Origin of the sequence: Actinoplanes sp. CA-030573 (genome assembly GCF_050951115.1) — a bacterium.
GTDB lineage: Bacteria > Actinomycetota > Actinomycetes > Mycobacteriales > Micromonosporaceae > Actinoplanes.
The window spans coordinates 7304340-7329126 of the sequence record NZ_CP192038.1 but is presented as its reverse complement, the minus strand read 5'-3'; the positions used below and the strand labels follow the sequence as shown (position 1 = coordinate 7329126).

The window sequence follows — 24787 nt, the reverse complement described above, 5'->3', positions numbered from 1 at the left end:
ACATCGATTTAGATCAACTTGATTACTGTCCGTTCGTACCATGTGGACGGTCCGAAGGATGATTTTTCGCGCTGAGGCATGGCGCGGGGCCGCCGGTTCCGGTAAGGCGTGGCGGAAATGGATTTTCCCGCCGGTCGGTGACTTCCCTGTAACGATCTGTTCACCTACCTTTCGTAGGTGAGGGCGGTGGTGTCGTCCCGGAACCGCCGTCCCAGGGAGGTGACGATGCCCCACGCCGATTCGTACCGCATCGGCGACCTCGTGACGGTCCTGCCGCCGTACGACCGGGATCCGTACATCCTGAACTTCCAGCACTACGGGCGCGTGGCCGCCGTCGAGCACCGCGAGAACATGGGGTCGGACCTCTACATGGTGGAGCTGGAGTCGACCCTGCCGCCGCGGCGCAAGGTGGGCCCGTTCCCGGGCAACCGCCTGGCCAAGGGATGGCGCGACCAGTCCGGCCGCTGGCTGGGCGAATGAGCCGGCGGCCGCGTTAACACGGCCGCGGGCTCGAACCGCCGCCGCCTGCGCATCAGCTGGCCGCGGCCAAGGACTACCCGGCGGCGGCGCGCTACGACGACGTCGGGGGCAGCAGCTGGGCGTCCTTCAGCGACTCGAGCTCGCCGTGGCTGTCGATCACCGTGCCGTCCTCGCCGAGCAGGAAGACCCGCTTGTGGGAGCCCAGGTCGACCCGCACGAGGAGCTGGTTGCCGGGCGCCGGGTAGATCTCGGTCGACAGCGGGTTGGTGACCTTGAGAATCTTCGGCAGCTCGAGGTTCCGGCCGCTGATGGTGTCGACCAGCCGGAACCCGCTGCGCACGTGGCCGGGGTCGCTGGGGTTCATGCCGAGCACCACCGTGCGGGCGTCGTCGGAGATGCCCTGCAGGGTGAAGCCGCCGGTCGGTGTCTCGTCGCCGTGGGCGAAGCGGCGGATCACCGTGCCGTCGGCCCGGCACACGACGACCTTGCCGTCCTGGCCGTAGGCGGCGTACCGGGCGTTGGGGGAGAAGACCAGGTCGGTCACGTCGGCGGGGAAACCGGCGTCGGCGGTCTTGCCGGTGCGCGTCTCGACGACCGTGGCCCGGCCGCCCAGCTCCTTCCAGAAGACGAGGTCGGTGTCGTCGAACCAGCGCGGATAGCTCATGCCGGTGCAGGTCACGTCGTACGCCAGTCGCCGTGGGGCGTTGCCGTCGAGGCCGGAGATCCAGAGGTCGCCGGTCGCGCCCGGGGTGTCGTCGACGGCCACCCAGGCGACGGTGGTCATGTCGGGGGAGAGAAACATGCCGCACGCCTTGCCCGGCGGCCGGAACTGCTGCTCGCTGGTCTGGAAGTCCGACCACCACAGGTCGTAGCGGGAGGTGTCACCCTGGTCGTGCCGGACCTGGTAGTAGAGCGTCGGCGGCAGCTCGCTCCAGCCGGCGGGCGTCTCGGTCGTGATCGGCCTCGTCGGCGCCGGCGGCGTGGTCGTGCCGACGACCGGTGTGCCCCGGTCGCGCTGGGCCGACGGGAGGCCGGCCACCGCGATGCCGGAGGCCACCGCGATCACGGCCAGGGCCGCGGCGGCGCCGACGGCGACGCGGCGGCGCACGGTCGCCCGGCGGGAGGCGGCGTGCACGCGGTCGCGCAGATCCACGTTGCTCACCTCGCCGGCCAGCTGGTCCATGTAGTCGTGCAAGGCCACGCGCGGGCCGGTGCGGGCGGGGTCGGTGGGCGGGTTCACGACAGGGCTCCTTTCCGGCTGTCGAGGTTGCCGGGCTCGGCGCCGGCGGCTGTGGCGGCGGGCTCGATGTCGGCGAGCTCGGGGGCGATGGCGCGCAGGCGGGCAAGCGCCTTCGAGGTCTGGCTCTTCACGGTGCCGACGCTCACCCCGAGCACGTCGGCGATCTCGGGTTCCGTACGGTCCTCGAAGAACCGCAGGACCAGGACGGCGCGCTGCCTGGGCGTCAGCCGGAGCAGGGCCGCGCGCAGGGCCAGCCGCAGGCTCACCGCCCGGGCGTGGTCGTCGCCGGTGGCCCGGTCGGGCATCTGGCCGGGCATCGACTCGGCCACCCGCGGCCGCCGCCACCACGAGACCTGCAGGTGGTACATGGTGCGCCGGGCGTACGACTCGGCGTTGCCGGTGTCGTGCAGCCGTTTCCACGACTGGTGTGTCCTGGTCAGCGCCGACTGGACCAGGTCCTCGGCGAGCTGCTGGTCGCCGGTCAGCAGGTAGGCCGAGCGCAGCAGGGCATGCGTCCGCGCCCGGACGAATAAGTCGAACTCCTCATCGGCGTACCCCACGCGCGGTGTCCCCGTTCGGTCTCGGCTGGCTCGCTGTTGTGCCCTCCAAGACGCATTCCGGCCCGGCGATGGTTGCCGTCGATCTTCGGGAAAAAGAAAGGATCAGCGCTTGACGCCGACGCCGCCCGACATCTGGACGTGCGAGTCGTCGATCTCCTCCGCCGGGCGCCAGCGGTTGACCAGGACCACGCCCGGGTCGACCAGCTCGGTGTCGCGGAAGAGGGCCCGAACCTCGTCGTCGGTGCGCTCCTTGGCGGCGATGCCGCGGGCCCGGTACGAGGCGGCCGCGGCCACCGCTTGCGGGTTGTGCGCGGTCACCGTGGAGATCGCCAGGGTGCTGCCGGCCGGGAACGGCGCCAGCAGGCCGTCGATGATGCGGTGAGCCTCGTCCTCGTCGATGATGAACTGCAGGACGGCGATCAGGCTGATCGACACCGGCCGGCTGAAGTCGAGGCTCTGTTTCACCTCGGACGAGGTCAGGATCGTCTCGACGTCTTGCAGGTCGGCGTCGAGGTACGCCGTCGAGCCCGCGGGCAGCGAGGTGAGCAGCGCCCGGGCGTGAACCAGCACGATCGGGTCGTTGTCGACGTAGACGATCCGCGACTGCGGGTCGACGGCCTGGACCACCTCGTGCAGGTTGGGCGAGGTGGGCAGGCCGGTGCCGATGTCGAGGAACTGCCGAATGCCTCGCTCGGCGGCCAGGTAGTGGGCCACGCGCGCCATGTACTGCCGGTTCGCCCGCATGGAGATCGGCAGGCTCGGCGACGACTCGACGATGGCGGCGGCGGCCTGGCGGTCGGCCTCGAAGTTGTCCTTGCCGCCGAGCAGGAAGTCGTAGATCCGCGCCGAGTGCGGCACCGAGGTGTTGAGATCCACAGGCATGGGAAGAACGTACCCCACCGTCCATCTGGTACCACGATAGAGATCGATGCCGAAAAGCGGACGAATCGGTCGTCGGCCGGGGCGGGCCGGGGGTAGTCTGCGGCGAGGTGGCCTCGGGCCGCCACGGGACCTCACTCAGCGTTGAGAAAGGACGGTGTCGGCTGTGAAGGTCGGCATTCCCACCGAAGTCAAGAACAACGAGTTCCGGGTGGCCATCACCCCGGCCGGCGTCTACGAGTTCACCCGATCGGGGCACGAGGTCTTCGTGCAGGCGGGCGCGGGCGCCGGATCATCGATTACCGACGGTGACTACAAGGCGGCCGGCGCGACCATCGTGCCGGGGCCGGACGAGGTCTGGCAGACCGCCGACCTGATCCTCAAGGTCAAGGAGCCGATCGCCGAGGAGTATCCGCGGATGCGGGCCGGCCAGGTGCTGTTCACCTACCTGCACCTGGCGGCGTCCAAGGAGTGCACCGACGCGCTCGTCGATCGCAAGGTGACCGGCATCGCGTACGAGACCGTGGAGCTGCCGGACCGCTCGCTGCCGCTGCTCGCCCCGATGTCCGAGGTCGCCGGCCGGCTCGCGCCGCAGGTCGGGTCCTATCACCTGATGCGCTCGGGCGGCGGCCGGGGCGTGCTGATGGGCGGCGTGCCGGGCGTCTACGCGGCCAAGGTCGTGGTCATCGGGGCCGGCGTCTCGGGCATGAACGCGGCCGCCATCGCGCTCGGCATGCAGGCCGAGGTGCTCGTGCTCGACCGCAACATCCACAAGCTGCGGGCCGCCGACGCCGACTACCGGGGCCATCTGCAGACGATCGCATCCAACGCGTACGAGATCGAGAAGGCCGTCCTCGACGCCGACCTGGTGATCGGCGCCGTGCTGGTCCCCGGCGCGAAGGCGCCGAACCTGATCTCCAACGAGCTGGTGAGCCGGATGAAACCGGGCAGCGTGCTCGTCGACATCGCCATCGACCAGGGCGGCTGCTTCGAGGACTCGCGGCCCACCACCCACGCCGACCCCGTCTACCAGGTGCACGAGTCGATGTTCTACTGCGTCGCGAACATGCCCGGCGCGGTGCCGCACACCAGCACCTACGCGCTGACCAACGTCACTTTGCCGTACGCTCTGGAGCTGGCCAACCTCGGCTGGCGCGCGGCCTTGCGCAACGATCCCGCGCTCGCCCTCGGCCTGAACACGCATGACGGACATGTCACGTACGGCCCGGTCGCCGAGGCGCACGGCATGCCCACCCTGCCCACGTCCGAGGTGATCAGCTGAGCGTCGCCCGCGCCGTCGACTCCTACCTCGACCACCTGACCGTCGAGCGTGGGCTGTCGCGCAACACCCTGGCCTCCTACCGGCGTGACCTCGACCGGTACGTGCAGGGGCTGGCCGGGCACGGCATCGACGATCTCGCCGAGGTGCGGGCCCGGCACGTCACCGCCCACCTGGCCGGGCTGCGGGCGGAGGGCCTCGCCTCGGCCAGCGCGGCGCGGGCGATGAGCGCGGTGCGCGGGCTGCACCGGTTCGCGGTACGGGAGGGGCTGGTCGCGGTCGACGTCGCGGCCGAGGTCAAGCCGCCGGCCCCGCCCAAGCGGCTGCCCAAGGCGCTCGACATCGACCAGGTGACCCGGCTTCTCCAGGTCGCCGACGACACCCCGCTCGGGCTGCGGGACCGGGCGCTGCTCGAGTTCCTCTACGGGACCGGCGCGCGGATCTCGGAGGCGGTCGGTGCGGCGATCGACGACCTCGACCTGGAGTCCGCCGATGCCGGCGCGATCCTGCACGGCAAGGGCGGGCGCACGCGGGTGGTTCCGGTGGGTGGGTACGCCAAGGCGGCGTTGGACGCTTACCTGGTACGCGGTCGTCCGGCCCTGGCGGCCAACGGAACCGGGACTCCGGCCGTCTTCCTCAACGCCCGTGGCGGCCGGCTGTCCCGGCAGTCGGCGTGGACGATCCTGCACCGGGCCGCGACCGCCGCCGGACTGCCGGTGGACGGGCCGCACGCGGTGAGCCCGCACACGTTGCGGCACTCGTACGCCACGCATCTGCTCGACGGCGGAGCCGACGTCCGGGTGGTCCAGGAGCTGCTCGGGCACGCCTCGGTGACCACGACGCAGGTCTACACGCTGGTCACCGTGGACCGACTGCGCGAGGTGTACGCGACCGCACACCCCCGCGCTCGTTAGAAGCTGCGCACCCATAGATGGCGACACGCCGAGAGCTGACCCCGATCGGGCCGCGCGCGTGGCGTACAGTCGGGCCACGGCTGAAGGCTGAGCCGAGTCGGGAGGGGGCGAGGGCGATGTCGGACAACGGATCACGGGCGGAGGCCTGGACCTCTACGCTGCGGGAACAGCAGAGCTCCCTCGATCTGGGCGCCGATCTGGGCCCGGCCGACCCGACGGCGTACACGATGCGCCGCCCGATCCCCGAGCCGATGCCGACCGATCGGCACGGCCCGGCGCGGATCATCGCGCTGGCCAACCAGAAGGGTGGCGTCGGAAAGACGACAACCACCATCAACCTGGGCGCGGCCCTGGCCGAGTACGGGCGGAAGGTCCTCCTGGTCGACTTCGACCCCCAGGGCGCCTGCTCGGTCGGTCTCGGGGTGAACCCGCACAACCTCGACCTCAGCGTCTACAACCTGCTCATGCAGGACGACGTGGCGACCGAGGACGTGATCATCAAGACCGACGTGGCCGGCCTGCACCTGCTGCCGGCCAACATCGACCTGTCGGCCGCCGAGATCCAGCTGGTCAACGAGGTCGCGCGCGAGATGGCCCTGGCCCGGGCGTTGCGCTCGGTCCGCCGGGAGTACGACTTCATCCTGATCGACTGCCAGCCCTCGCTCGGCCTGCTGGCGATCAACGCGCTGACCATCGCGCACGGCGTGCTCATCCCGCTGGAATGCGAGTTCTTCTCGCTGCGCGGCGTCGCGCTGCTGCTGGACACGATCGACAAGGTGCGCGAGCGGCTGAACTTCGACCTCGAGCTCGAGGGCATCCTCGCCACCATGTACGACTCGCGCACCACCCACTGCCGGCAGGTGCTCCAGCGGGTGGTCGAGGCGTTCGGCGACAAGGTCTACCAGACGGTCATCACCAAGACGGTGAAGTTCCCGGAGTCCACGGTGGCCGGCGCGCCGATCCTCACGCTCGACCCGGCCTCGTCCGGGGCCCGCAACTACCGGCAGCTCGCCCGCGAGGTCATCGCCGCCAAGGCCGAGCGCGGCTGACAGGTGCTGTTCGCGCTCAACACGCCCTTGGCGTTCGCTGCCTTGGTCGTGTCCTTCGTGCTTGCCCTCTGCGTGCGCGCGGTGGCCGTACGGCTGACCGCTCGTAGCCTGGGTCTCGCCGACCGCAAGGAACCGATCTGGCCGCGCCTTCGCGAAGATGTCGATCCGTTCGGCGCGGTGGGCGCCGCCATCGGGGGCATGGGCTGGGGAAAGTCGCTTTCCGTCGACGAGATCCCGCGCTATCGCGGCCGGGGTCGCGCGGCGGCCGTCTTCGCCGCGGGGCCCCTCTCGTGCATCATCCTCGGCGAAATCCTGCTCGCCGTGTATGCGCTGGTCTACAACCGGTTCGACCTGGCCTATCTGTCGCCGGCCAACGTCCTGCTCGGCGTCGACCTCGGCGTGGGCCCGACGATCCTGCTCTCGCTGGCCGTCGGCATCCTGTGCTTCGGGCTGCTCGCGTGCATCCCGATCCCGCCGCTGGACGGGTTCGGGGTGATGTACTTCGCGCTGCGCCGGCCCGGCCCCGGCATCCAGTGGATGCGGCTGTGGTTCGAGGACAAGAACATCGGCGTGCTGATCCTGCTGATCTGCTGCCTGTTCCCGCTGCCCGGCCCGTTCCTGCTGCGCATCGTCAACGCGCTCGGGCTGCTCTTCGTCCGCCTGTGGGGCTGATCTTCGTTTTCCCCAGTCACCCGCGGTGTCCTGCGGCGTTGTACCGGAACGCAGCGCTGTCGTCGGAGGTGCCGGTGTGAGCCCGGAGCAGGTTGTCCTACCCGTGGTCTACGGTCAGCAGGTGCCAGAAGAGCTTGTGCCCCCCGACGCCGAGGTCCCGGCCGACCTCGATTCGGGCAAATTCACCGTTCGGCTCGAGAACTTCACCGGGCCGTTCGATCTTCTGTTGCAGCTGATCGGCAAGCACAAGCTCGACGTGACCGAGGTGGCGCTCCACCAGGTCACCGACGACTTCATCGCCTACATCCGGGCCATGGGCGACGACTGGGACCTCGGCGAGGCCAGCGAGTTCCTGCTGGTGGCGGCCACGCTGCTCGACCTGAAGGCGGCCCGCCTGCTGCCCGCGGCCGAGGTCGAGGACGAGGAGGACCTGGCCCTGCTCGAGGCCCGCGACCTGCTCTTCGCGCGCCTGTTGCAGTACAAGGCGTTCAAGGAGGCGGCGGCGGTCATCGCCGACCTCGAGGGCACCGGCGCCAAGCGCTGGCCGCGCGCGGTCTCGATGGAGCCGCGCTACGCCGAGGCGCTGCCCGACCTGGTGCTCGGCATCGGGGTCGAGCGCCTGTTCAAGCTGGCGCTGAAGCAGTTCACGCCCAAGCCTGGGCCGCCGCAGGTTTCGATCGCGCACATCCACCAGGTGCGCGTCTCGGTGCGCGAGCACGCCCAGCTGCTGCGCGACCGCCTGCGGCGCGCCGGAAGCGCGACGTTCACCCTGCTGATCGCCGACTGCGAGAACACCCTCGAGATCGTGGCGCGGTTCTTGGCGCTGCTGGAGCTGTATCGCGAGGGGCTGATCGACTTCGAGCAGCCGGTGTCGCTGGAGGAGATGACGGTCCGCTGGATCGGCGGGGACACGGTCGACGCCGAGCTCGACATCGACGACTACGAGGGCAGCAAGCCGGCACCGGACGCGGCAGGGGAGGCCGCGGCGGACGATGACGCCGACGCCGAGTCCGACGCCGAGGCCGATACAGCGGTCGACGCCGACACCGCGGTCGACGCGGACGCTGAGGCCGACGCCCACGCCCACGCCCACGCCGACACCGACACCGACGGCGAGGCGGTCCTGTTCGACATTTCGGATTTGTCGGATCGTGGGGCCGAGTCGCTGGCAGCGGACCTCCAAGACAGCGAGTCGAGCTCTCTGGACATTTCGGAATTGTCGGGCGCGGGCGACGGGGTGGGTGGCGAGGTCGCCGGTGGCGGATCGGTTGCGGGCGGGGGTTCGCGGGCGGACGCCGTGGGCAAACCGGGTGCGATGGTGTCCGACTCGGGGGAATCCGGGGCGGGCAGATTTGACACGCCCGAGGACCGCCCTGATCTTGGCGGGGGAGAAGACGACGCGGCCCCGGTCGCGGTGGAGGAACGATCGTGAGCAACGACGAGCGGCAGTCCGATTCGCTTGCGGCGCAGGCGGCCGCCTGGGTGCCGCCGTGGGAGCGTCAGCAACGGCCGCCGGACCGGGCATATCAGGCGGCGGCCGAGGCAGCCGCTCGTCGTGAGGCCGGGGACGAACGACCCGACGAGGACGAGGAGCGGACCGAGGCGGGCCTCTCGGAGGATGACGACGACTTCGATCCGGCCTTCGAGGGCGGTAATCCGCCCGGCTACAAGGGCGTCGACGAGGGGGACTCCGAGCCGGGTGAGTCCGAGGCCGTAACGAACACGGATGCCGGCGACCCGGAGGAGGCGGCCGACGGCGGGCGCGGCCCAGAGGCGGCCGACGGCGGGCGCGGCCCGGGGGAGGCTAACGGCGGGCGCGGCCCGGAGGCGGCCGACGAGGAGGACGAGGCCGAGGTGCCGGGCGACGGCGACCTCGAGCCGGAAGAGGCGGCGCTGACCGGTAGTGGTGAGGACGCGCCGGTCAGTGTTGATGCGCCGGTTGACGCTTCGGTGGGGGATCTCGAGCCGGTGCCGACCGCGGGTGAGGTGGGGCCCGAGCTGCCGCTGCCGGGAGCCGTCGAGGAAGCCGCCGACGAGGACTGGGTGGCGGACGGGCTGCCGGCCGATGCGCCGCTGCCCGAGGACGGCGACGACGCGGGGGACGTGTTCGACCAGGCGGCCGACGACGATGTCTCCGACGACGGCGCCGACGATCTGCCGATCGCCGAGGATGACGCGGATGACGAGCCGGCCGGCGACACCGCGGACGCTGGGCCGGGCGAGGACGCTGCGGACGCCGGGCTGGGCGAGGAGACTGCGGACGCCGGGCGGGCCGAGGACGCTGCGGATGACGAGCCGGCGCCGAAGTCGCGCGCCGCGGCGGTTCCGGAGCAGGGGCGGCGGCGGGCGGCGGACGCCGATGCGGGTGAAGGGGCTTCGGCCGGGGGCGCTTCCGAGCGTACGGGGGAAGATCTTCCGGAGTTGGCCGACGACGGTGAGTTCGCCGCGGCGCTCGAGGCCATTCTGCTGGTTGTCGATGAGCCGGTGGCCGAGATGCAGCTCGCGCAAATCCTGGAACAGCCGACCGAGCGCGTGGGCGCGATGCTGGAGAACATCTCGGCGCGCTACACCGCGGCCGGACACGGGTTCGACCTGCGGCGGGCGGCCGGTGGCTGGCGGCTCTACACCCGGCCGGAATACGCGGCGTACGTGGAAAGGTTCGTTCTTGACGGGCAGTCGGTGCGGCTGACGCAGGCCGCGCTCGAGACGCTGGCGGTGGTGGCCTACAAGCAGCCGGTGACCAGGTCTCGGATCTCGGCCATCCGCGGCGTCAACTGCGATGGGGTCATGCGTACCCTTGCTACGCGCGGCCTGATCGAGGAATGTGGCGTCGAGGGCGAAACCGGTGCACATCTGTACCGGACGACCGACCTCTTCCTCGAGAAGCTCGGGCTCAACTCGGTTGACCAGCTGCCGCCGCTCGCCCCGTTCCTGCCCGACGATGTGGAAGAAGTGCTCGATGCCTCAGGCTGACACCGCCGAACGCCTCCAGAAAGTGCTGGCCGCCGCCGGTGTCGGGTCACGCCGCGCCTGCGAAGACCTGATCTTCCGGCGGCGGGTCACCGTCAACGGAAAGGTCGCCAAGCTCGGCGACAAGGTCGATCCCAGCACCGCCGAGATCCTCGTGGACGGGCAGCGGGTGATCACCGACACCAAGCTCGTCTACATCGCGATGAACAAGCCCCGCGGCGTGGTGACCTCGCTCGACGACGAGAAGGGCCGCACCGAGCTCGCCGACTTCCTCGGCCAGTTCGACCAGCGGCTCTTCCACGTCGGCCGCCTCGACGCCGACAGCGAGGGCCTGCTGCTGATCACCAACGACGGGGAGCTGACCAACAAGCTGACCCATCCGTCGTACGGGATCGCCAAGACCTACCTCGCCGAGGTGGTCGGGCCGCTTCCCCGCAACGTGGGCCGTCAGCTGCTGGCCGGCGTCGAGCTGGAGGACGGTCCGGCGCGCGCCGACGCGTTCAAGCTGGTCGACGCGATCGGCAAGACGGCCCAGGTGGAGATCACCCTGCACGAGGGCCGCAAGCACATCGTCCGCCGGATGATGGACGCGGTCGGCCACCCGGTCACCCGGCTGATCCGCACCGCGGTGGGCCCGATCCGGCTCGGCGACCTGCGGCCGGGCGGCTTCCGGCACCTGTCGAACGCCGAGATCGCGGCCCTGTTCAAGGCCGTCTCCCGAGACGGCGACTGAGCGCGCCGACTGAGCGCGCCGACTGAGCGCGCCGACTGAGCGCGCCGGGCCGAGCACGCCGGGCCGAGCGCGCCGGGCCGAGCGCGCCGGCCGAGCTAGCGGCGGAACAGCCCGGCGTCCGGCGCCTTCTCGCCCTCCGAGGTCAGGGCGGCGAGCACGGAGGCGTACATCCGCGTCTTGATCGTCCGCAGTGTCGGCCCGGCCTTGCCGACCTGCGCCGACGCGAGCTCGATCGCACGCTCGCGCACCAGCTCCTCCGGGACCGCGGCGTCGACGATCTGCCGCTCGTACGCCTCCGTGCCGCCGAAGCGCCTCGCACCGACCATCGCCTCGTGGGCCGTCTGTGGCGTCAGTCGCGACTGGATCAGCGCGCCCATGCCCACCGAGAACGGGATGTTGATGTCGGCCTCGGGCAGGCACCAGAAGCCGCGGTCGGCGCGCATGACGCGGAAGTCGTGGCAGAGGCTGAGCATGGCGCCGGCGGCGAACGTGTGACCCTGCAGGGCGGCGACCGTGATCATCGGCAGGCTCAGCACACGCGCGAAAAGCAAATGCACTTGCGACGTGTACGCGGTGAATTGTTCCGGATTTTCCCCGAGCCACTCGAGATCGAGGCCGTTCGACCAGATCTTGCCGCTCGCCGTGGTGACCAGCGCCCCGGGGTCGCCCTTCTCCACCTCGTCGAGCAGGGCGTTCACGGAGGCCATCCAGTCGGGATGGAAGCGGTTCTCGTTGTCGCCGAGGTCGAGGACGAAGACGGCGTCGTGGCGGTCGAGCGTGGGCATGGTCGCTCCCTCCGGCATTACTCGCCAGTAACATACCCTAGTTCGTCGCTGACTTCTACGGCGGGCACAATGGGAGGGTTGGTCGGGCGCACGTGGCGTCGGAGATCCGGGAGGAAATGGTGGCGGAAGACGTACGGCCGGAGAAGTGCGTGGTGGCCGTCGACGGGCCCTCCGGCTCCGGCAAATCCACCGTCTCCCGGCGCCTCGCCACCTCTCTGGACGGGGTCTATCTCGACACCGGCGCCATGTACCGGGCCGTGACCTGGGCCGTCCTGCAGGCCGGCGTCGACCTCGGCGACCCCGAGGCGATCGCCAAGATCGCCCTCGAGACCGAATTGTCCATCGGCACCGACCCGTCCGCGCCGCATTTCGCCGCGAACGGGGTTTCCGTCGACGGCCCGATCCGCGGACCGGAGGTGACCGGGGCGGTCTCGGCCGTCGCCGCCGTGCCGGCCGTCCGCAAGCACCTGGTCGCGCTCCAGCAGGCGATCATCGCCGGCCACCCGCGCATCGTCGTGGAGGGCCGGGACATCGCCTCGGTCGTCGCCCCCGACGCCGACCTCAAGGTCTACCTGACCGCGTCTGCCGCTGCCCGGGCCGCCCGGCGAAGTGCGGAAGACGCCACCGACGTGACCGCGACCGAGGCCGACCTGGCCCGGCGCGACAAGCTCGACTCGTCGCGGGCCACCGACCCGCTGCGCCAGGCCTCCGACGCCCTCGAGGTGGACACCACCGGCATGGGCATCGACGAGGTCGTCGCGTACCTCCGCAAGCTTTTGAACAGCAGGGTGAATAAGTGAGTGACGTTTTCGCCGACCCGGACGTCTCGGACGATGCTTCCGAGGCCGCCGGGCCGGTTCCCGTGGTTGCCGTCGTCGGCCGCCCCAACGTGGGCAAGTCGACGCTGGTCAACCGCATCATCGGCCGTCGCCAGGCGGTCGTGGAGGACGTGCCCGGCGTGACCCGCGACCGGGTGCCCTACGACGCGCAGTGGAACGGGCGCCGGTTCACGGTCGTGGACACCGGTGGCTGGGAGCCGGACGCCCGCGACCGGGCCGCGGCCATCGCCGCCCAGGCCGAGATCGCCGTCCAGACCGCCGACGTGGTCATCTTCGTCGTGGACGTCACCGTCGGCGCCACCGACGTGGACGAGGCCGCCGTGAAGATGCTGCGGCGCTCCCACAAACCGGTCATCCTGGTCGCCAACAAGGCCGACAACCAGAGCCTCGAGATGGAAGCGGTGTCGCTCTGGTCGCTCGGCCTCGGCGAGCCGCACCCGATCTCGGCCCTCCACGGCCGTGCCTCTGGCGACCTGCTGGACGACATCCTGGCCGCCCTGCCCGATCCGCCGCCGATCGTGGAGGGCGGTCCGCGCGGCCCGCGCCGGGTGGCCCTGGTCGGCCGCCCCAACGTCGGCAAGTCGTCGCTGCTGAACAAGCTGTCGCGCGAGGAGCGGGCCGTCGTCGACTCGGTCGCCGGCACGACCGTCGACCCGGTCGACAGCCTGGTCGAGATGGACGGCGAGGTGTGGCAGTTCGTCGACACCGCCGGCCTGCGCAAGCGCGTCAACCAGGCATCCGGTACGGAGTACTACGCGTCCCTGCGCACGGCCGGCGCCGTCGAGGCGGCCGAGGTGGCCGTCGTGCTGCTGGACGCGGCCGAGGTCATCTCCGAGCAGGACCAGCGCGTGCTGACCCAGGTGGTCGAGGCCGGCCGCGCGCTGGTGATCGCCTTCAACAAGTGGGACCTGGTCGACGCCGACCGCCGGTTCTACCTCGACAAGGAGATCGACCGCGAGCTGAAGCGGATCCCGTGGGCGATCCGGGTCAACATCTCGGCCAAGACCGGCCGTGCGGTCGACAAGCTGGCTCCCGCCCTGCGCCGCGCCCTCGAATCGTGGGAGCAGCGGGTCCCGACCGGGGCTTTGAACCAGTGGCTGACGGCGCTGACGCAAGCCACCCCGCACCCGGTGCGCGGGGGGCGCGCCCCGCGCATCCTGTTCGCCACCCAGGCCGGGGTGGCCCCGCCGCGCTTCGTGCTGTTCACGACGGGCCCGCTGGACGCGGGGTATCTCCGCTTCATCGAGCGCAAGCTGCGCGAGGAGTTCGGCTTCGAGGGGTCGCCGATCGAGCTGTCCGTGAAGCCCCGGAAGAAGACCGGCCCGGGGGGTCGCGGAAAGGCGCATGGGTAGGGGTTGTAAGGTGGTAGTCGTTGCCGCGCGGTCTTCGGGTCGGGTGGCATCGGGCTGTAGCGCAGCTTGGTAGCGCACTTGACTGGGGGTCAAGGGGTCGCAGGTTCAAATCCTGTCAGCCCGACCAGCTTTTTCAAGCCGTTGACGAGGACGAAAGTCCTGGTCAGCGGCTTTTTACATCCACGCCTATCGCTCGCCCAAGATCACTCTAGTGGATCTTGTGGTCACAGGCGTGGTCACGCAGCGGGCTACGGTCGATCTCACCTGCTCGAACGTGTGACCACGGAGGCCCGACCATGACCATCGGCTCGTACCAAATCTCTGGCGGCAAGACCCTCTGGTACTTCGTCATCGACCTGCCCGTCGGCGACGACGGGAAACGTCGTCAGCACAAGCGACGCGGATTCCGTTCCGCCACCGAAGCCGAGAAAGCCGAAGACGACGCTCGGATCGCGTACGGGGAGGCGGCGATCGGCGCGGACGGCAGCGTTGCGGCGGAACTCGCGGGGTGGCTTTCCGAGCGGGAACTCGATATCGAGGAGACCACTCTGGACAACTACCGCAACTTGTTCCGGATGTACGTGATCCCGCACATCGGCGGCCGTCAGCTGTATGCGGTCGACAAGCGCGTCATCCACGACCTGTACAAGAAGTTGCTCACCGACGGGGCTAAGCGCGGTGGTGGGTTGTCGCCGACGACGGTGCGGACCGTGCATCGGGTGCTGACCAAGACGCTGAAGGATTTGGGAATCAATCTCACTGGTGTGCGTCAGCCACGCCCGGCGCAGCGCGACGATCACGGCCGCAAGGGCGTATGGACACCGCAGGAGTCGAAACGGTTCCTCAAGTTTCACCGCGAGGGCCGCCTGTATGCGGCGTGGGCCCTTGCCGTGGTGGCCGGTACTCGGCGGGGTGAGATCGGCGGGCTGAAGTGGTCGAAGGTGGATTTGGATGCGGGAGTCGTCTACATCCATTGGCAGCGCACGATTGCCGGGAACAAGGTGATCGAAAAATCGCCGAAGGGTAAGAGCCGCCGGGCGATTGCGATCGGGCCGGCGATGGTGCAGGTGTTGCGGGAGCACAAGGCTCGCCAGGACGAGGAGAAGGCTGAGGCGGGTCTGATCTATCACGACCGCGACTATGTGTTCTGCCGTGAGGACGGGGAGCCGTACTACCCGCGCTATTTCACGGACATGTGGGAGAACGCGTGCCTGGCGGCGGGCGTGCCGGTGATTGTGCTGCACGACGCGCGGCATACCTCGGCGACGGCGGGCGCGGATGCTGGTGTTCCGGAGCATGTGATGCAGAAGCGGCTCGGGCACGCCGATGGGCGTACCACTCGCGAGGTGTATACCCATGTGCTGCCGGAGAGTGAGCGCCGGGCGGCGGAGTTGATGGATGCCGCGCTGCATGAAGAAGCGGTATAGCTGATCGGGGATGTCGAGGGCCGCGTTCGGTGGGTCGGGCGTGGCCTTCGGCGGTTGTTGGTCTGACCGAGGTGCCGCCGCCGGCGCGGTTGCTCACGCTCAGGCGCCGCTATCCGTCAACCCCCATCAACCCCCGTCAACCCCTGGGCAGCTGTGTTCTGGTGTCGTCTTGTGGTGGGCTTTATGAAGCCGTCCGGCTACACGGATAGCGATAGCGCTTTCCTCGTGTGAAGGCATTAATGACCGTTGACCATGCGACGTCTCCCGTTCGTTTGGTGCTGCGTCGTGCGATTGGAAAGGGCATCGACCGGGCGGGCGATTACCAGGTGAGGAGTGGACGATGGCCAAGCAGGTGTGGACGGTCGACGAAGTTCGCAAGCTCGGGGTAGCGACAGATCTCGCCACGGCTGCCTCCGTTCTGCAAATCGGCCGCACGACGGCCTACGGATTGGTCAAGGCGGGGTCCTTCCCCGTGAAGGTCCTGCGTATCGGCAAGAGCTACGTCGTTCCGGTGGAGGGCCTGCTGACCGTGCTACGCGCCGCTGACCCGGCCGCGGCTTCGCCGGCGGAGGTGGGTGCTGCCCATGTCGAGGCTGGCAATGGCCGGGCGTAACTGTGGCGGGGGCTTCGGGTTTGATGGCCTGCTGCCCGATCGTGAGGGGTGGGGGAGATGAGCGACGTGTCGGGGACGGAGTATCGGGTAACGGCCTACGTGCGGTCGGCGGCGGACGGCCTCGATGTTGGGCAGCTCGAGGATGTCGCAGCCGTGTTGAAGCAGTTGCTCGATCGGGTCGAGAGTGTGATAGGCCCCGATGGAAGCTCGATTCTGGTCGACAGCTGTTGGGCCGGGGTCTATCCCGGCGGGGCTTTGATAGCGGTCGGCGTACACGCACTGTCCTTGGAGGCCGCTGAAGGTGGGGTGCGTGCCATCGTGGGCGAGGTGCTGCAGCGCAGCGAGGTGTTTTCCGGCTGGACGGTGGTGCGCTGTGAGTCCGGCCCCGATGAACCGCTCGCCGAGGCCGCTCTACGAGCGGCTGAGGAGCTTGGTGAGCCGCCGGATGATGTCGCGGAGCGCGCCGACGGATCTTCCGGGTTGTCACCGGCCGATGAGGACGAGGAGGACGCCTGGCGTCAGCGGGTGTCCGGGTACGCGCCGTCGGTGCGAGCGTTCGACGCGGCCGTCTTCGGCGATGGTGAGGATGCTGCACTCGCCGCTGGTGCTTTGATCGTGGCGTCGACGATGTTTATTGACGAGCTGATTCAGGACATCAACAGCCTCGCTGGGCATGGTGCCGCGGTGGTCTTCGGCGAAGGGATGCTCTTTGCCTTGGACGACTTGCCGACCCGTTATGCCCGGGGCTTTGACGGTCACTTCGCGCATAGGTTCCTCGTCGCAGCTATCGCGGCGACCGGCCGGCTGTCCGCGCCGCAGTGGGAGCCGTCTGCGTGCCTCGCTGAGGCTCTCGCGCTACACATCGTCGTTCAACGCGCGGGCGATCTCCTGATCGATCACGAATGCGCTGACGAAGAGGGGGCTCGAGATTGCTACGCCGAACTTGAGGACGTGGTAACCGAGGGCTTTGATCTCGCGGCGTTGTACCGGTCGGACACTCCTTTGCAGAGTTCGGGTGTCCCGGATACCGATCTTTCCTCGTGGTTCGAGCAGTCCTCGCAACGAGCCCTCCACCCATTCCTTGTCGGGGCTGGGGGAGGGGTCGGGGGAGGGGTGGGGGAGTAGAGACCCCGGGGATCACTACCTTCTCAGTCGCTGCACCATCGGCGCCTAAAACGAAGATCGGCAGCATATTCGTCGTCCTATGTAGTAAGCGCAGGCCGTGCCCGAGCCGATCAACCTGCGAGTGCTGGCGTCCGACATGCCCGGTTCGGTAGGCTGGAGGGGCACTCGCTCCCCACGGACGACCACCGCTGCGCACCACACTGGCAGTGTGGGGGTCAGGGGTTCGAGTCCCCTCAGCTCCACCTTGGTTGAGCAGGGAAAACGCACCGTCCTCAATGGATTTGAGGGCGGTGCGTAAATCGTTATGTGGTCACAAGTGGCAACGGCGTGTTGTCCGGCTGGATGAAGCGCGTCACCCGATTTGGGGCATTTGAAGGCTCACGTAAGCCATCTGAGCTGCGGAAACACTCTTTAGGCTTACCCAGAGAGCCGATTTCGAGCGCGCCGAACCTCTGCTCGAAGGACGGGATTGAGTGGCGCAGATCACATCCAGGACGTCGGTGGGGTAATTCTTCAGCACCCTTAGGTGGCGGCTCAGCGCCCGGCTGCTTCGCATCATCGGTAACGGGTGAGATCGGTGCCGCCCCGTACCGCTGAACCCAACCCCGTCAACCCCCATCAACCCCCGTCAACCGGCTTCGACCTATCGGAATCCGGAAGCCGGATCAAGGCTGGAAGTGTCGCGAGTAGCTGGCTGCTTCCCACCGGTTCCTTTGGTTGCCCCAAGGCATCAACCAGACGACAGCAGCTCTGCCGGTCCTGACCCGACGCACAGAGCCGGCGTCGAATGCAGGTGATCGCCAGTTCCTCGCGACGTTTTCGTCGAGACCAGGGGGACGGGCATGCCGGAACGGATTCAGCGACACCAACAGGCGGCTGAAGAGGAAAACGACCCGACGATCTACTACACCGTCAGTCAGGTCGCGAAAATGATCGGGGTCTCGTCGCGCTGGTTGGCCGACCGGTGCAGGGCCGAGGAAGTGGACCACGTCTACATGGCCCGCAAGCGAAAGTTCACCCCGGAACAAGTCAAGCAGGTCATGGCCCAGTACACCGTGAAGGGACCGGACCGGGAAGCCGAGCAGCGGGAGCTTGAACGGATCGCGCGCGAGTCTGAGAAGACTCGTGCCCGACTCGAGAATGCTCGTAAGCGTGATGCTCGGGCCAAGTGAACCGGCCGGGCCGAACGCGAATGACACGAAGGGTTTTGTGGGGGTCGTCTACCCCGTCCGTGTCGGTTCCAGCGGGTGTTTGCGCCGCGGGACCTGGGTGGCATAACGACGGTCAACGGCGCGGAATCGCAGCTGGCGGACAGCGTGGCTGGAGTCCTTCTCGCGTATCGGTAGAAGCGCAATTCCCGGCGGCTGGCGAGTGAGCACGCAACCGGAGACTTTGCCTGCTGCGCTTGCCTGGTACCAGGCCGGCTGCGCGGTGATTCCCGTCAGGGCCGACGGCAGTAAGGCGCCGCTGGTGTCGTGGCGGCGCTATCAGGTTGAACGCCCTGATCATGACGTCGTACGTCGCTGGTTCGCCGGGAACCCGCCGGGGCTCGCCGTAGTGTGCGGCGCGGTCTCGGGCGGCCTGGAGATGCTCGAGCTGGAAGGCCGGGCCGTGACGGAAGGGATGGGCCAGCGTCTCGCCGAGTCGGTGCGGGCTGCGGGGTTGGACGAGCTGTGGCAGCGGATTGCGGTCGACGGGTACGCCGAACGGACTCCGTCTGGGGGCGTTCACCTTCTTTACCGGCTGCGAGGCGCGCCGGTCGGCGGCAACCTCAAGCTCGCGCGCCGGCCCGCGACGGAGGGCGAGCTCGCGGTCGAGCCGACCGAGAAGATCAAGACCTTGATCGAAACGCGCGGCGAGGGCGGCTACACGATCGTCGCGCCGTCGCACGGGACGGTGCATGAGACAGGGCTCGCTTGGATGGCCATGGCCGGAGCTTCTCCGGACCGGATTCCGACAATCTCGGCTGAGGAACATGAGGCGCTGCTAGCTATCGCGCGGTCTCTGGATGCTCTTCCTCCGCCGGCCGCGCCCTCTCGCCCTGGACCTCGAGCGGCCGCCGATGGTGATGTGGCGCCGGGAGACGACTACGAGCGGCGCACCGACTGGGCCGACATTCTCGGCCCGGCGGGTTGGACGTTGGTCTACACGTCAGGTCGGATGCGGGCGTGGCGGCGCCCCGGGAAACGGGCGGGAATCTCCGCCACGACGGGGCGGGCGGACGATCGTGATCGCCTGTTCGTGTTTTCCACGAGCACAGAGTTCGATGTCGAAGTCCCGATCACCAAGTTCCACGCGTACACGGTGCTGAATCACGGTGGCGACCACACTGCGGCCGCCAGCGCGTTGCGTTCGGCAGGATTCGGCGGCCCTCCGCGGGGCGGCGATCGCTCGGCCGGAGAGCAGGGAGCCGGCTGGGGAGTTCACTCGCCGCAGGCCGCGGAGACCGAGACGCCGGGCGCGGTGCGGCCCGCCACTGAAACGCCGGCGCCCGTCGCGGCCTGGGGGCCGACGGAGGACGGGCTGGCTCGTGCGCTGGTGGCATATCACGGGCACGAGCTGAGGTATTGCCCCCATCGTGGGCGGTGGCTGCTCTGGACGGGGCACCGGTGGGCGTGGGACGAAGCCGAGAAGCATCGTGAGCTGGTGCGTGCGCTGGCTCGTCAGCTGCCGAGCGCGGGTGGATGGCGACGGTTCAGATCCCATGTGTTGTCCGCGTCTGGTGTCTCGGGGGTGACCCGGCTCGCCCGGTCGGATCCGGCGATCAACGTGGCGCTCGGGGACCTGGACGCGCGCCCGTACGAGTTGAACACGCCCGGGGGGATCGTGGATCTGCGCACGGGGAGAGTGTCGGCGTGCGACCCGGCTCATCTGCACACCCGTTCGACGTCGGTGGCCGCTGACTTCGACCGACGGTCTGAAGCGTTTGACGCGTTCCTGGCGGACACCTTCGGTGAGGATCGTGAACTGGAGACCTACGTGCAGCGACTGCTCGGGGTGTCGGTGCTCGGGACCGTGCTGGAGCAGGTCTTGCCGTTCGCCGTGGGTCCCGGCGCGAACGGCAAGAGCACGCTGCTGGAGACGGTGATGCATGCGCTGGGCCGTGGAGAGGCTGGCTATGCGACGGCGGCCTCGTCGGAGATGTTGATGGTGCGCAAGCACCAGGAGCACCCGGCTGAGCTGGCCCAGCTCGCGGGGGCTCGACTTGTAGTTCTCGCCGAGTTGGAGGACGGGCAGCGTTTCGGTGAGGCCAAGGTCAAGCAGCTGACGGGCCGCGACGCGATCAGCGCGCGGTTCATGCGCCGAGACTGGTTCTCGTTCGTTCCGTCCCATACCTTGTGGCTGATGGGCAACCACCTGCCGGTGGCACGTACTGGTGGGCCCGCCTTCTGGCGGCGGATCAGGGTGTTGCCCTTCACGCACGTGGTGCCGTTGGAACGGCAGAACCGCCGGCTGGGCGAGATCCTGGAGCAGGACGCTGGGGCGGTGCTGGCGTGGATCATCGCCGGCGCTGCCGCGTACCAGCGTGATGGCCTGCGCGAGCCTTCGGTCGTGGTTTCGGCGACGCAGCAGTACGCCAGGGACCAGGACACCGTCGCTCAATTCGTGGAGGAGTTGTGTGAGCTGCCTGCCGAGGAAGGGGATGTGCGTACCGACACGGCGGTGGTACGCGAGGCGTACGAGCGATGGTGCGAGCAAGCGGGCGAGCGCCCGGTTTCGGCGAAGCGGCTTACGCAGGAGCTTCGGGACCGATTCAGGGTCGGCGACGGCCGAGGGGCGAAGGGTCGCCGGTTCTACCGGGGCATCCGGCTGCTCGCGGAGGGCCAGGGTTGATCCATTCGCGAGTTAGGGGCCGCCGGCGGCAGCGAGGAATGCAGCCGGTCGTACGGCGGCATCGCCGGGTTCTTGTTCTTCAACTCCTGCGATGTCACCGTCAAGGCATGGGGCGCGAACTAGGAAGTGGCGGTGAAACCTCGAGCTCCGGTGCTGATACACCGTCGATATTTGGGCCGGGCGGTGCGCCGGACTGGACGAACGGTGGCGGCAGCGAGATCACCGCCCCAGGGACTACGCCAGCACCTTCCGAGGGCGGCGCTGGCGTTTCCGAAGAGCACGCCTCAACAGTGGATGACTCGCGCCGGACCGTCGACAGCCCCAGGTCATCAACCCTGGACGTAACGGACGGGATGGACCGCTCCCAGAGCGATGACGGGCCCTATCGCGATGTGTACGCAGACGCGGACGGCGACGACCGCGGCGGCACAGACAACGGTCCCGAGGGAAACGACGCTATCCGCAGGGACAGGGAACCGCCGGAAGGCGAGGCGTACTTGGACGACGAGGAGGGAGACACGGACAAACCCGGCCGCTGCTCCAGTTCAGAAGAGGCTCGGCCCCGTCCTGAAGATAGCTCCGATCGTGCTGAGGTCCACGAGGCGCCCCACGAGGTTGAAACGAATGACTTCCTTACCGGCTACATCGCCGATCTGGCTGGAAGCGGTCTGGAAACCCTGCTGTGGCACACCGCCGAAGGCTTGGCGGCCACGTTCGTGCCCGGCGGCGCGTTCGTGATACGTGGCGTCTACCTCACCAAACAGCTGTACAGCATGCTGACAGGCCTGCAGAGCGGGCGCGGGTTCATGTTCAAGATGTCCGTTCCCGGCCTGAACCTTCCGTGGCATCTCGAACTCGTTGCTTGCGTGAAAATTGGACCACCTCATGGGGTAGCGAGCGAAGGCGTCCAAGCGGAGTTTCAGATCTTTCAGCCGTGGCTACAGCAAGTCGATGTTGAGGCTGTCCACGGCGAAGAAACAACCGGGCGGACAGGGCATATGAGCCCACCAGCCCCCGTCACAGACCCATGGCGTATCTGGCTGTCGCTCCTTGGTGAGGTCCTGATTCGAAACCTCGCATGGGCACTCAGTAATGCCACCTCGATGACGTTGGACGACATCCGAGAAGCGCTCCTGGCTCAGCGATATAAGGAACGCGACGACACTCCTGGGTTCCCGGCGTGACACCGTTGACGGAACCCGTTGATCCAGCCGTCAAGATCTCGGATGTGCCATCAGCAGCGAGCACCTCTCACGTCCATGGCGCGGTGGGTGACGGGTGACAGATGGACCCGAGATTGCCGGTTGACGGCTTCGCGCGCGTACGCGCGTGCGCGTGAGCTGTGCGCGCGAGGAACTTCGTACGGCGAATCCGGATGATCCGTCACCTGTCACCCGTGCCCTACGGCGCAAGAGGGGTCCGATCGGATGAGGAAAGCGTCCGGGCCGTTTTGGGCCGGCGAGGCCAAGCTGAAAAGCCTGCGATCGGGGTCACGTCCACTGCCCGAACCCGGCACTCTCAGCGTTGATTCAGAGTCCTCTAAGCTGTATCCGGTTGGTAACTGCCCGACGTCTCGGACAAGGGTGCGGTTGCATCCTGGTTGGATGAAGCGGGCAGAGGTCAAGGAGGACCATGGCTACGCTCGGGGTCGCGTGTACGTCGTCGGGTGCCTACCTCGTGGTCGCGGATGGGGAATCCGTCCTGGAGGGCAAACCGGAACGGCTCACCTTCCGAGACGGCCTGTCCGACGCCGACCGCCTGGTGGAGTTCGGCAAGGACGTCGCGAGAGCTCTGCGTGATGCCGGGGCATCGGAAGTCGTCCTTTTGCGGGCGGTATCGAACTACTCGGACACGCACACCGGTTGGACCGATCGGCTGGCGATGGAGACGTTGCTGCGATTGGAATGCGCCAAGGCGGGAGTACCGTGCCGGTACATATCGCAACAGGCCGCGAAGGGCGCACTCGGACTGACCGGCCGCGGCAGCCTGGCGAAGCTTGGTAAGGACCGAGTCGCCCGAATCGGCAAATATTGGGCTGATGGCCGGGGCATCGCCGCTCTTGCGGCTGTTGCTGCGGAACTGCGGGCCTGACGTGATCCACGGCGATCGGCTCGATAAGCCGACGTACTCGTTCCTGAAGACCTTGCCTGGTGGCTCTGTCGGCGAGGTTCGGCTTGTATGGCATGAGCCGTTGCAGCGGATGCTCGTGCAGAAGACGATCGACCTGCTCGGGCTCGAGGATGCGGTGGCCTACCGAGAGCCCAGGCTGCTTGACCGGGTCGAGCATGATCACGTCGTCCGGATTCGTGACGCTCAACCAGACCCCGAGGTGGAGCACGGCCTGACCCTCGTGATGGACTATCTCGCCGGCGGGAGCGTGGACGCCGCCCTGCAAGACGGTCATCGTTTCGGGGTGCGCCGGGCGTTGGTCTTGGCAGGCCAGATTCTGGACGCACTCGACACCCTGCATGCCAAGCACGGGTACCTGCACCGTGACGTGAAACCGGGCAACGTATTGCTTGACGAGGACCGCAAGGCGGCTTACCTCGGGGATCTCGGATCGTCGGCGCCTTTGTCGGACGGCGATCGCACGTGCGAGGCGCACGGCGGAACCCTGCTCTACCGGCCTCCTGAGTACGGGACCGGGGTCCTGGATGTGCGCTCGGACATATACAGCCTTGGAGTGACTCTGCTGGAGATGCTCCGTGGGCCTTTCCCGTACGAGAAGATGGATCCGCTGCAGATGGAGGAACGGTTGGGGCGTGGACGCCGTGCCTTCGCCGATTCCCTTGCGGAGTTCCCGCCACACGTCAACGATCAGGTACGTCGCGCTGTACGTGCGCTCATGGCGCAGAATCCCTCCTCCCGGCCCGACTCGGCGATGGAGGCGCTACGCCGGATTCAGCAGTGCCGGACCATCGACTGGAAGGTCTGTGGGCCTCGTGACACGGCGCCGAGCCAGTGGGAAGGAGCCGGGCTCCCGGGTCGCGACGGAACGGTGCGTTCCTACCGAGTCGAGGTCGTTGCAGTCTCGGGTGGCCCTAACCGGGGACGCTCGCGCGTGATGTCCCGCTACCGAGACAGGGCCGGCGGCGGCTGGCGACGGCTGGCTCCTGACGAGGTTGCCGACCTCGATGACCGCGAAGCCCTCGATCGTGCCTTCGCCGTGGCGGACAGGGACGCTTTCCAGCGCTGAGCTGCCCAGCACAAAAGATCCGCATCGACGGGACGACGACGCAGGAAATCTCGGCGCGCAGAAGTTGTTGATTGCTCGGTCAGTTCCCAGCCTGCCGAGGAGCCGGACCCGGCCGCCACGACCAGACCTTGCGACCTAAGCGTGCGCAGAGCCTGCTCAGCGCCTACTACCCGAACGCCGACGTGCGGATCCGGCCGGGTCGCTGCTCCATGGAGAGGGTCAGGCAATCCAGCGGCAGCCGCCTTTTCCCGTAGCTCGAGCAAGGCGCGATGCAGCGGCCACGCCGGGTCCACCGGAGCCCGGGTCACCTCGCCGGTGGCGAGCAGGGCGAAGATGACGCCGGCAAGGCCAGTGGGCGAGGCTTGGGGCGAAGGATAGGACGTGGAAACGATTTCGGGTTGCATCATGCCCACTCCTCTCACTCCAAAATCACCTACAGTTACCGGCCAACACTTTGCGTTACCTTGTCTAAGTACTAGCATGCAGTACTGGCGCCGTCACCACCAGATTTCCCCAGCTTGGTCTTGGACACTCCTACGAAGGCGGGACGGCGCCTTCGGCCTTGCCCGCGCAACGAGCCCGCGCGATGCCGGTGGCCACCGCATCGAGAACCTGGTCCTCCACGTGGGCGCCGGCCAGCTCGGACAGCTCCCGGATCGCGCCCGTACCTTTCGGCGCGGGTCAGCCGTACGCGTACCTGCTCGGTCACCGGCCAGTCGTCGACCAGCTGCTGCTCCCTCAGTCGTCTGAGGATCCTCAGCAACATCCCTAGTGCGTTGACCACGGAGGTTCACCGGGTCTGATCCGCCAGGCACCTTTGTTCGGGGCCTGGAAGCGACG

At 68.3% G+C, this 24787-nt stretch carries 21 protein-coding genes, 1 tRNA gene and 1 pseudogene; 19 read left to right on the top strand and 4 right to left on the bottom strand.

What is annotated here, in order from left to right; translation table 11 throughout:
- The first annotated feature begins 225 nt into the window (after positions 1-225).
- Entirely contained in the window at positions 226-480 is a 255-nt protein-coding gene (locus ACQP2F_RS33690) for a hypothetical protein (protein ID WP_433294657.1), read from the top strand.
- Positions 481-571: 91 nt separating this feature from the next.
- On the opposite strand, the gene ACQP2F_RS33685 is transcribed toward ACQP2F_RS33690, so the two are convergent.
- The 3 genes from ACQP2F_RS33685 to ACQP2F_RS33675 all read right to left on the bottom strand — a co-directional run bounded on the left by ACQP2F_RS33685 (position 572) and on the right by ACQP2F_RS33675 (position 3162).
- Positions 572-1720, bottom strand: coding sequence for a hypothetical protein (locus ACQP2F_RS33685; protein ID WP_433294655.1), 1149 nt, complete (start codon positions 1718-1720; stop codon positions 572-574).
- Entirely contained in the window at positions 1717-2280 is a 564-nt protein-coding gene (locus ACQP2F_RS33680) for a SigE family RNA polymerase sigma factor (RefSeq protein WP_433294653.1), read from the bottom strand. The genes ACQP2F_RS33685 and ACQP2F_RS33680 overlap by 4 nt, the downstream gene beginning before the upstream one ends.
- Positions 2281-2382: 102 nt before the next feature.
- Positions 2383-3162 (bottom strand): SAM-dependent methyltransferase, encoded by a 780-nt coding sequence (locus ACQP2F_RS33675; RefSeq protein WP_433294651.1) that lies wholly within the window; start codon positions 3160-3162, stop codon positions 2383-2385.
- 163 nt (positions 3163-3325) lie between these two features.
- On the opposite strand from ACQP2F_RS33675, the gene ald reads away from it, so the two are divergent.
- From ald to ACQP2F_RS33640, 7 genes and pseudogenes are all read left to right on the top strand, one after another.
- Entirely contained in the window at positions 3326-4441 is a 1116-nt protein-coding gene (gene ald / locus ACQP2F_RS33670; protein ID WP_433307696.1) for an alanine dehydrogenase, read from the top strand.
- Positions 4438-5352, top strand: a complete 915-nt coding sequence (locus tag ACQP2F_RS33665; protein ID WP_433307694.1) for a site-specific tyrosine recombinase XerD — start codon at positions 4438-4440, stop codon at positions 5350-5352. Before ald ends, ACQP2F_RS33665 begins: the two co-directional genes overlap by 4 nt.
- A gap of 116 nt (positions 5353-5468) precedes the next feature.
- Positions 5469-6401 carry a ParA family protein gene (locus tag ACQP2F_RS33660; protein ID WP_433294649.1) on the top strand — a complete coding sequence of 311 codons (933 nt, stop codon included), beginning with the start codon at positions 5469-5471 and terminating at the stop codon, positions 6399-6401.
- Between the two features lie 48 nt (positions 6402-6449).
- On the top strand, positions 6450-7073 hold the full coding sequence (locus tag ACQP2F_RS33655; RefSeq protein ID WP_433294647.1) for a hypothetical protein: 624 nt from the start codon (positions 6450-6452) through the stop codon (positions 7071-7073).
- 121 nt (positions 7074-7194) lie between these two features.
- Positions 7195-8026, top strand: a pseudogene (locus ACQP2F_RS33650) (segregation and condensation protein A); the annotation flags it as partial.
- Positions 8027-9176: 1150 nt separating this feature from the next.
- Positions 9177-10046 (top strand): SMC-Scp complex subunit ScpB, encoded by an 870-nt coding sequence (gene scpB / locus ACQP2F_RS33645; protein WP_433307692.1) that lies wholly within the window; start codon positions 9177-9179, stop codon positions 10044-10046.
- The gene (locus tag ACQP2F_RS33640) at positions 10015-10776 is read left to right on the top strand and encodes a pseudouridine synthase (protein ID WP_433294645.1); all 762 of its coding nucleotides are present in this window, start codon (positions 10015-10017) and stop codon (positions 10774-10776) included. The genes scpB and ACQP2F_RS33640 overlap by 32 nt, the downstream gene beginning before the upstream one ends.
- Positions 10777-10871: 95 nt before the next feature.
- Here the strand turns inward: ACQP2F_RS33640 and ACQP2F_RS33635 are convergent, their stop codons facing one another.
- Complete coding sequence (locus tag ACQP2F_RS33635) at positions 10872-11561, bottom strand: enoyl-CoA hydratase-related protein (RefSeq protein WP_433294643.1); 690 nt, start codon at positions 11559-11561, stop codon at positions 10872-10874.
- 119 nt (positions 11562-11680) lie between these two features.
- Between ACQP2F_RS33635 and cmk the strand changes: the two genes are divergently transcribed.
- From cmk to ACQP2F_RS33580, 11 genes are all read left to right on the top strand, one after another.
- Entirely contained in the window at positions 11681-12361 is a 681-nt protein-coding gene (gene cmk, locus ACQP2F_RS33630) for a (d)CMP kinase (RefSeq protein WP_433294641.1), read from the top strand.
- Positions 12358-13752: a ribosome biogenesis GTPase Der gene (der, locus tag ACQP2F_RS33625; protein WP_433294639.1), complete on the top strand. Its 1395-nt coding sequence runs from the start codon at positions 12358-12360 to the stop codon at positions 13750-13752. The genes cmk and der overlap by 4 nt, the downstream gene beginning before the upstream one ends.
- 50 nt (positions 13753-13802) lie before the next feature.
- Positions 13803-13879, top strand: a tRNA-Pro gene (locus ACQP2F_RS33620).
- A 169-nt stretch (positions 13880-14048) separates the two neighbouring features.
- Positions 14049-15179, top strand: a complete 1131-nt coding sequence (locus ACQP2F_RS33615) for a tyrosine-type recombinase/integrase (RefSeq protein WP_433294637.1) — start codon at positions 14049-14051, stop codon at positions 15177-15179.
- Positions 15180-15519: 340 nt separating this feature from the next.
- Positions 15520-15792, top strand: coding sequence for a helix-turn-helix domain-containing protein (locus ACQP2F_RS33610; RefSeq protein ID WP_433294635.1), 273 nt, complete (start codon positions 15520-15522; stop codon positions 15790-15792).
- 57 nt (positions 15793-15849) lie between these two features.
- Complete coding sequence (locus ACQP2F_RS33605) at positions 15850-16917, top strand: hypothetical protein (RefSeq protein WP_433294633.1); 1068 nt, start codon at positions 15850-15852, stop codon at positions 16915-16917.
- An 842-nt stretch (positions 16918-17759) separates the two neighbouring features.
- Positions 17760-18089, top strand: a complete 330-nt coding sequence (locus ACQP2F_RS33600) for a hypothetical protein (RefSeq protein WP_433294631.1) — start codon at positions 17760-17762, stop codon at positions 18087-18089.
- A gap of 199 nt (positions 18090-18288) precedes the next feature.
- A complete protein-coding gene (locus tag ACQP2F_RS33595) occupies positions 18289-20751 on the top strand; it encodes a phage/plasmid primase, P4 family (RefSeq protein ID WP_433294629.1) in 2463 nt (820 codons plus the stop codon).
- A gap of 290 nt (positions 20752-21041) precedes the next feature.
- Positions 21042-21935: a hypothetical protein gene (locus ACQP2F_RS33590; RefSeq protein WP_433294627.1), complete on the top strand. Its 894-nt coding sequence runs from the start codon at positions 21042-21044 to the stop codon at positions 21933-21935.
- A gap of 448 nt (positions 21936-22383) precedes the next feature.
- On the top strand, positions 22384-22842 hold the full coding sequence (locus tag ACQP2F_RS33585; RefSeq protein ID WP_433294625.1) for a hypothetical protein: 459 nt from the start codon (positions 22384-22386) through the stop codon (positions 22840-22842).
- Complete coding sequence (locus tag ACQP2F_RS33580) at positions 22790-23947, top strand: serine/threonine-protein kinase (RefSeq protein ID WP_433294623.1); 1158 nt, start codon at positions 22790-22792, stop codon at positions 23945-23947. The genes ACQP2F_RS33585 and ACQP2F_RS33580 overlap by 53 nt, the downstream gene beginning before the upstream one ends.
- The last annotated feature ends 840 nt before the right edge of the window (positions 23948-24787 follow it).

Excerpts from the sequence above, each read along its gene's own strand:
- ACQP2F_RS33585 (WP_433294625.1), top strand. The coding sequence starts at position 22,384 with ATGGCTACGCTCGGGGTCGCGTGTACGTCGTCGGGTGCCTACCTCGTG.
- ACQP2F_RS33635 (WP_433294643.1), bottom strand. The coding sequence starts at position 11,561 with ATGCCCACGCTCGACCGCCACGACGCCGTCTTCGTCCTCGACCTCGGC.
- ACQP2F_RS33690 (WP_433294657.1), top strand. The coding sequence starts at position 226 with ATGCCCCACGCCGATTCGTACCGCATCGGCGACCTCGTGACGGTCCTG.
- ACQP2F_RS33605 (WP_433294633.1), top strand. The coding sequence starts at position 15,850 with ATGAGCGACGTGTCGGGGACGGAGTATCGGGTAACGGCCTACGTGCGG.
- ACQP2F_RS33610 (WP_433294635.1), top strand. The coding sequence starts at position 15,520 with ATGGCCAAGCAGGTGTGGACGGTCGACGAAGTTCGCAAGCTCGGGGTA.
- ACQP2F_RS33600 (WP_433294631.1), top strand. The coding sequence starts at position 17,760 with ATGCCGGAACGGATTCAGCGACACCAACAGGCGGCTGAAGAGGAAAAC.
- ACQP2F_RS33675 (WP_433294651.1), bottom strand. The coding sequence starts at position 3,162 with ATGCCTGTGGATCTCAACACCTCGGTGCCGCACTCGGCGCGGATCTAC.
- ACQP2F_RS33615 (WP_433294637.1), top strand. The coding sequence starts at position 14,049 with ATGACCATCGGCTCGTACCAAATCTCTGGCGGCAAGACCCTCTGGTAC.
- ACQP2F_RS33640 (WP_433294645.1), top strand. The coding sequence starts at position 10,015 with ATGTGGAAGAAGTGCTCGATGCCTCAGGCTGACACCGCCGAACGCCTC.
- ACQP2F_RS33660 (WP_433294649.1), top strand. The coding sequence starts at position 5,469 with ATGTCGGACAACGGATCACGGGCGGAGGCCTGGACCTCTACGCTGCGG.
- ACQP2F_RS33580 (WP_433294623.1), top strand. The coding sequence starts at position 22,790 with ATGGCCGGGGCATCGCCGCTCTTGCGGCTGTTGCTGCGGAACTGCGGG.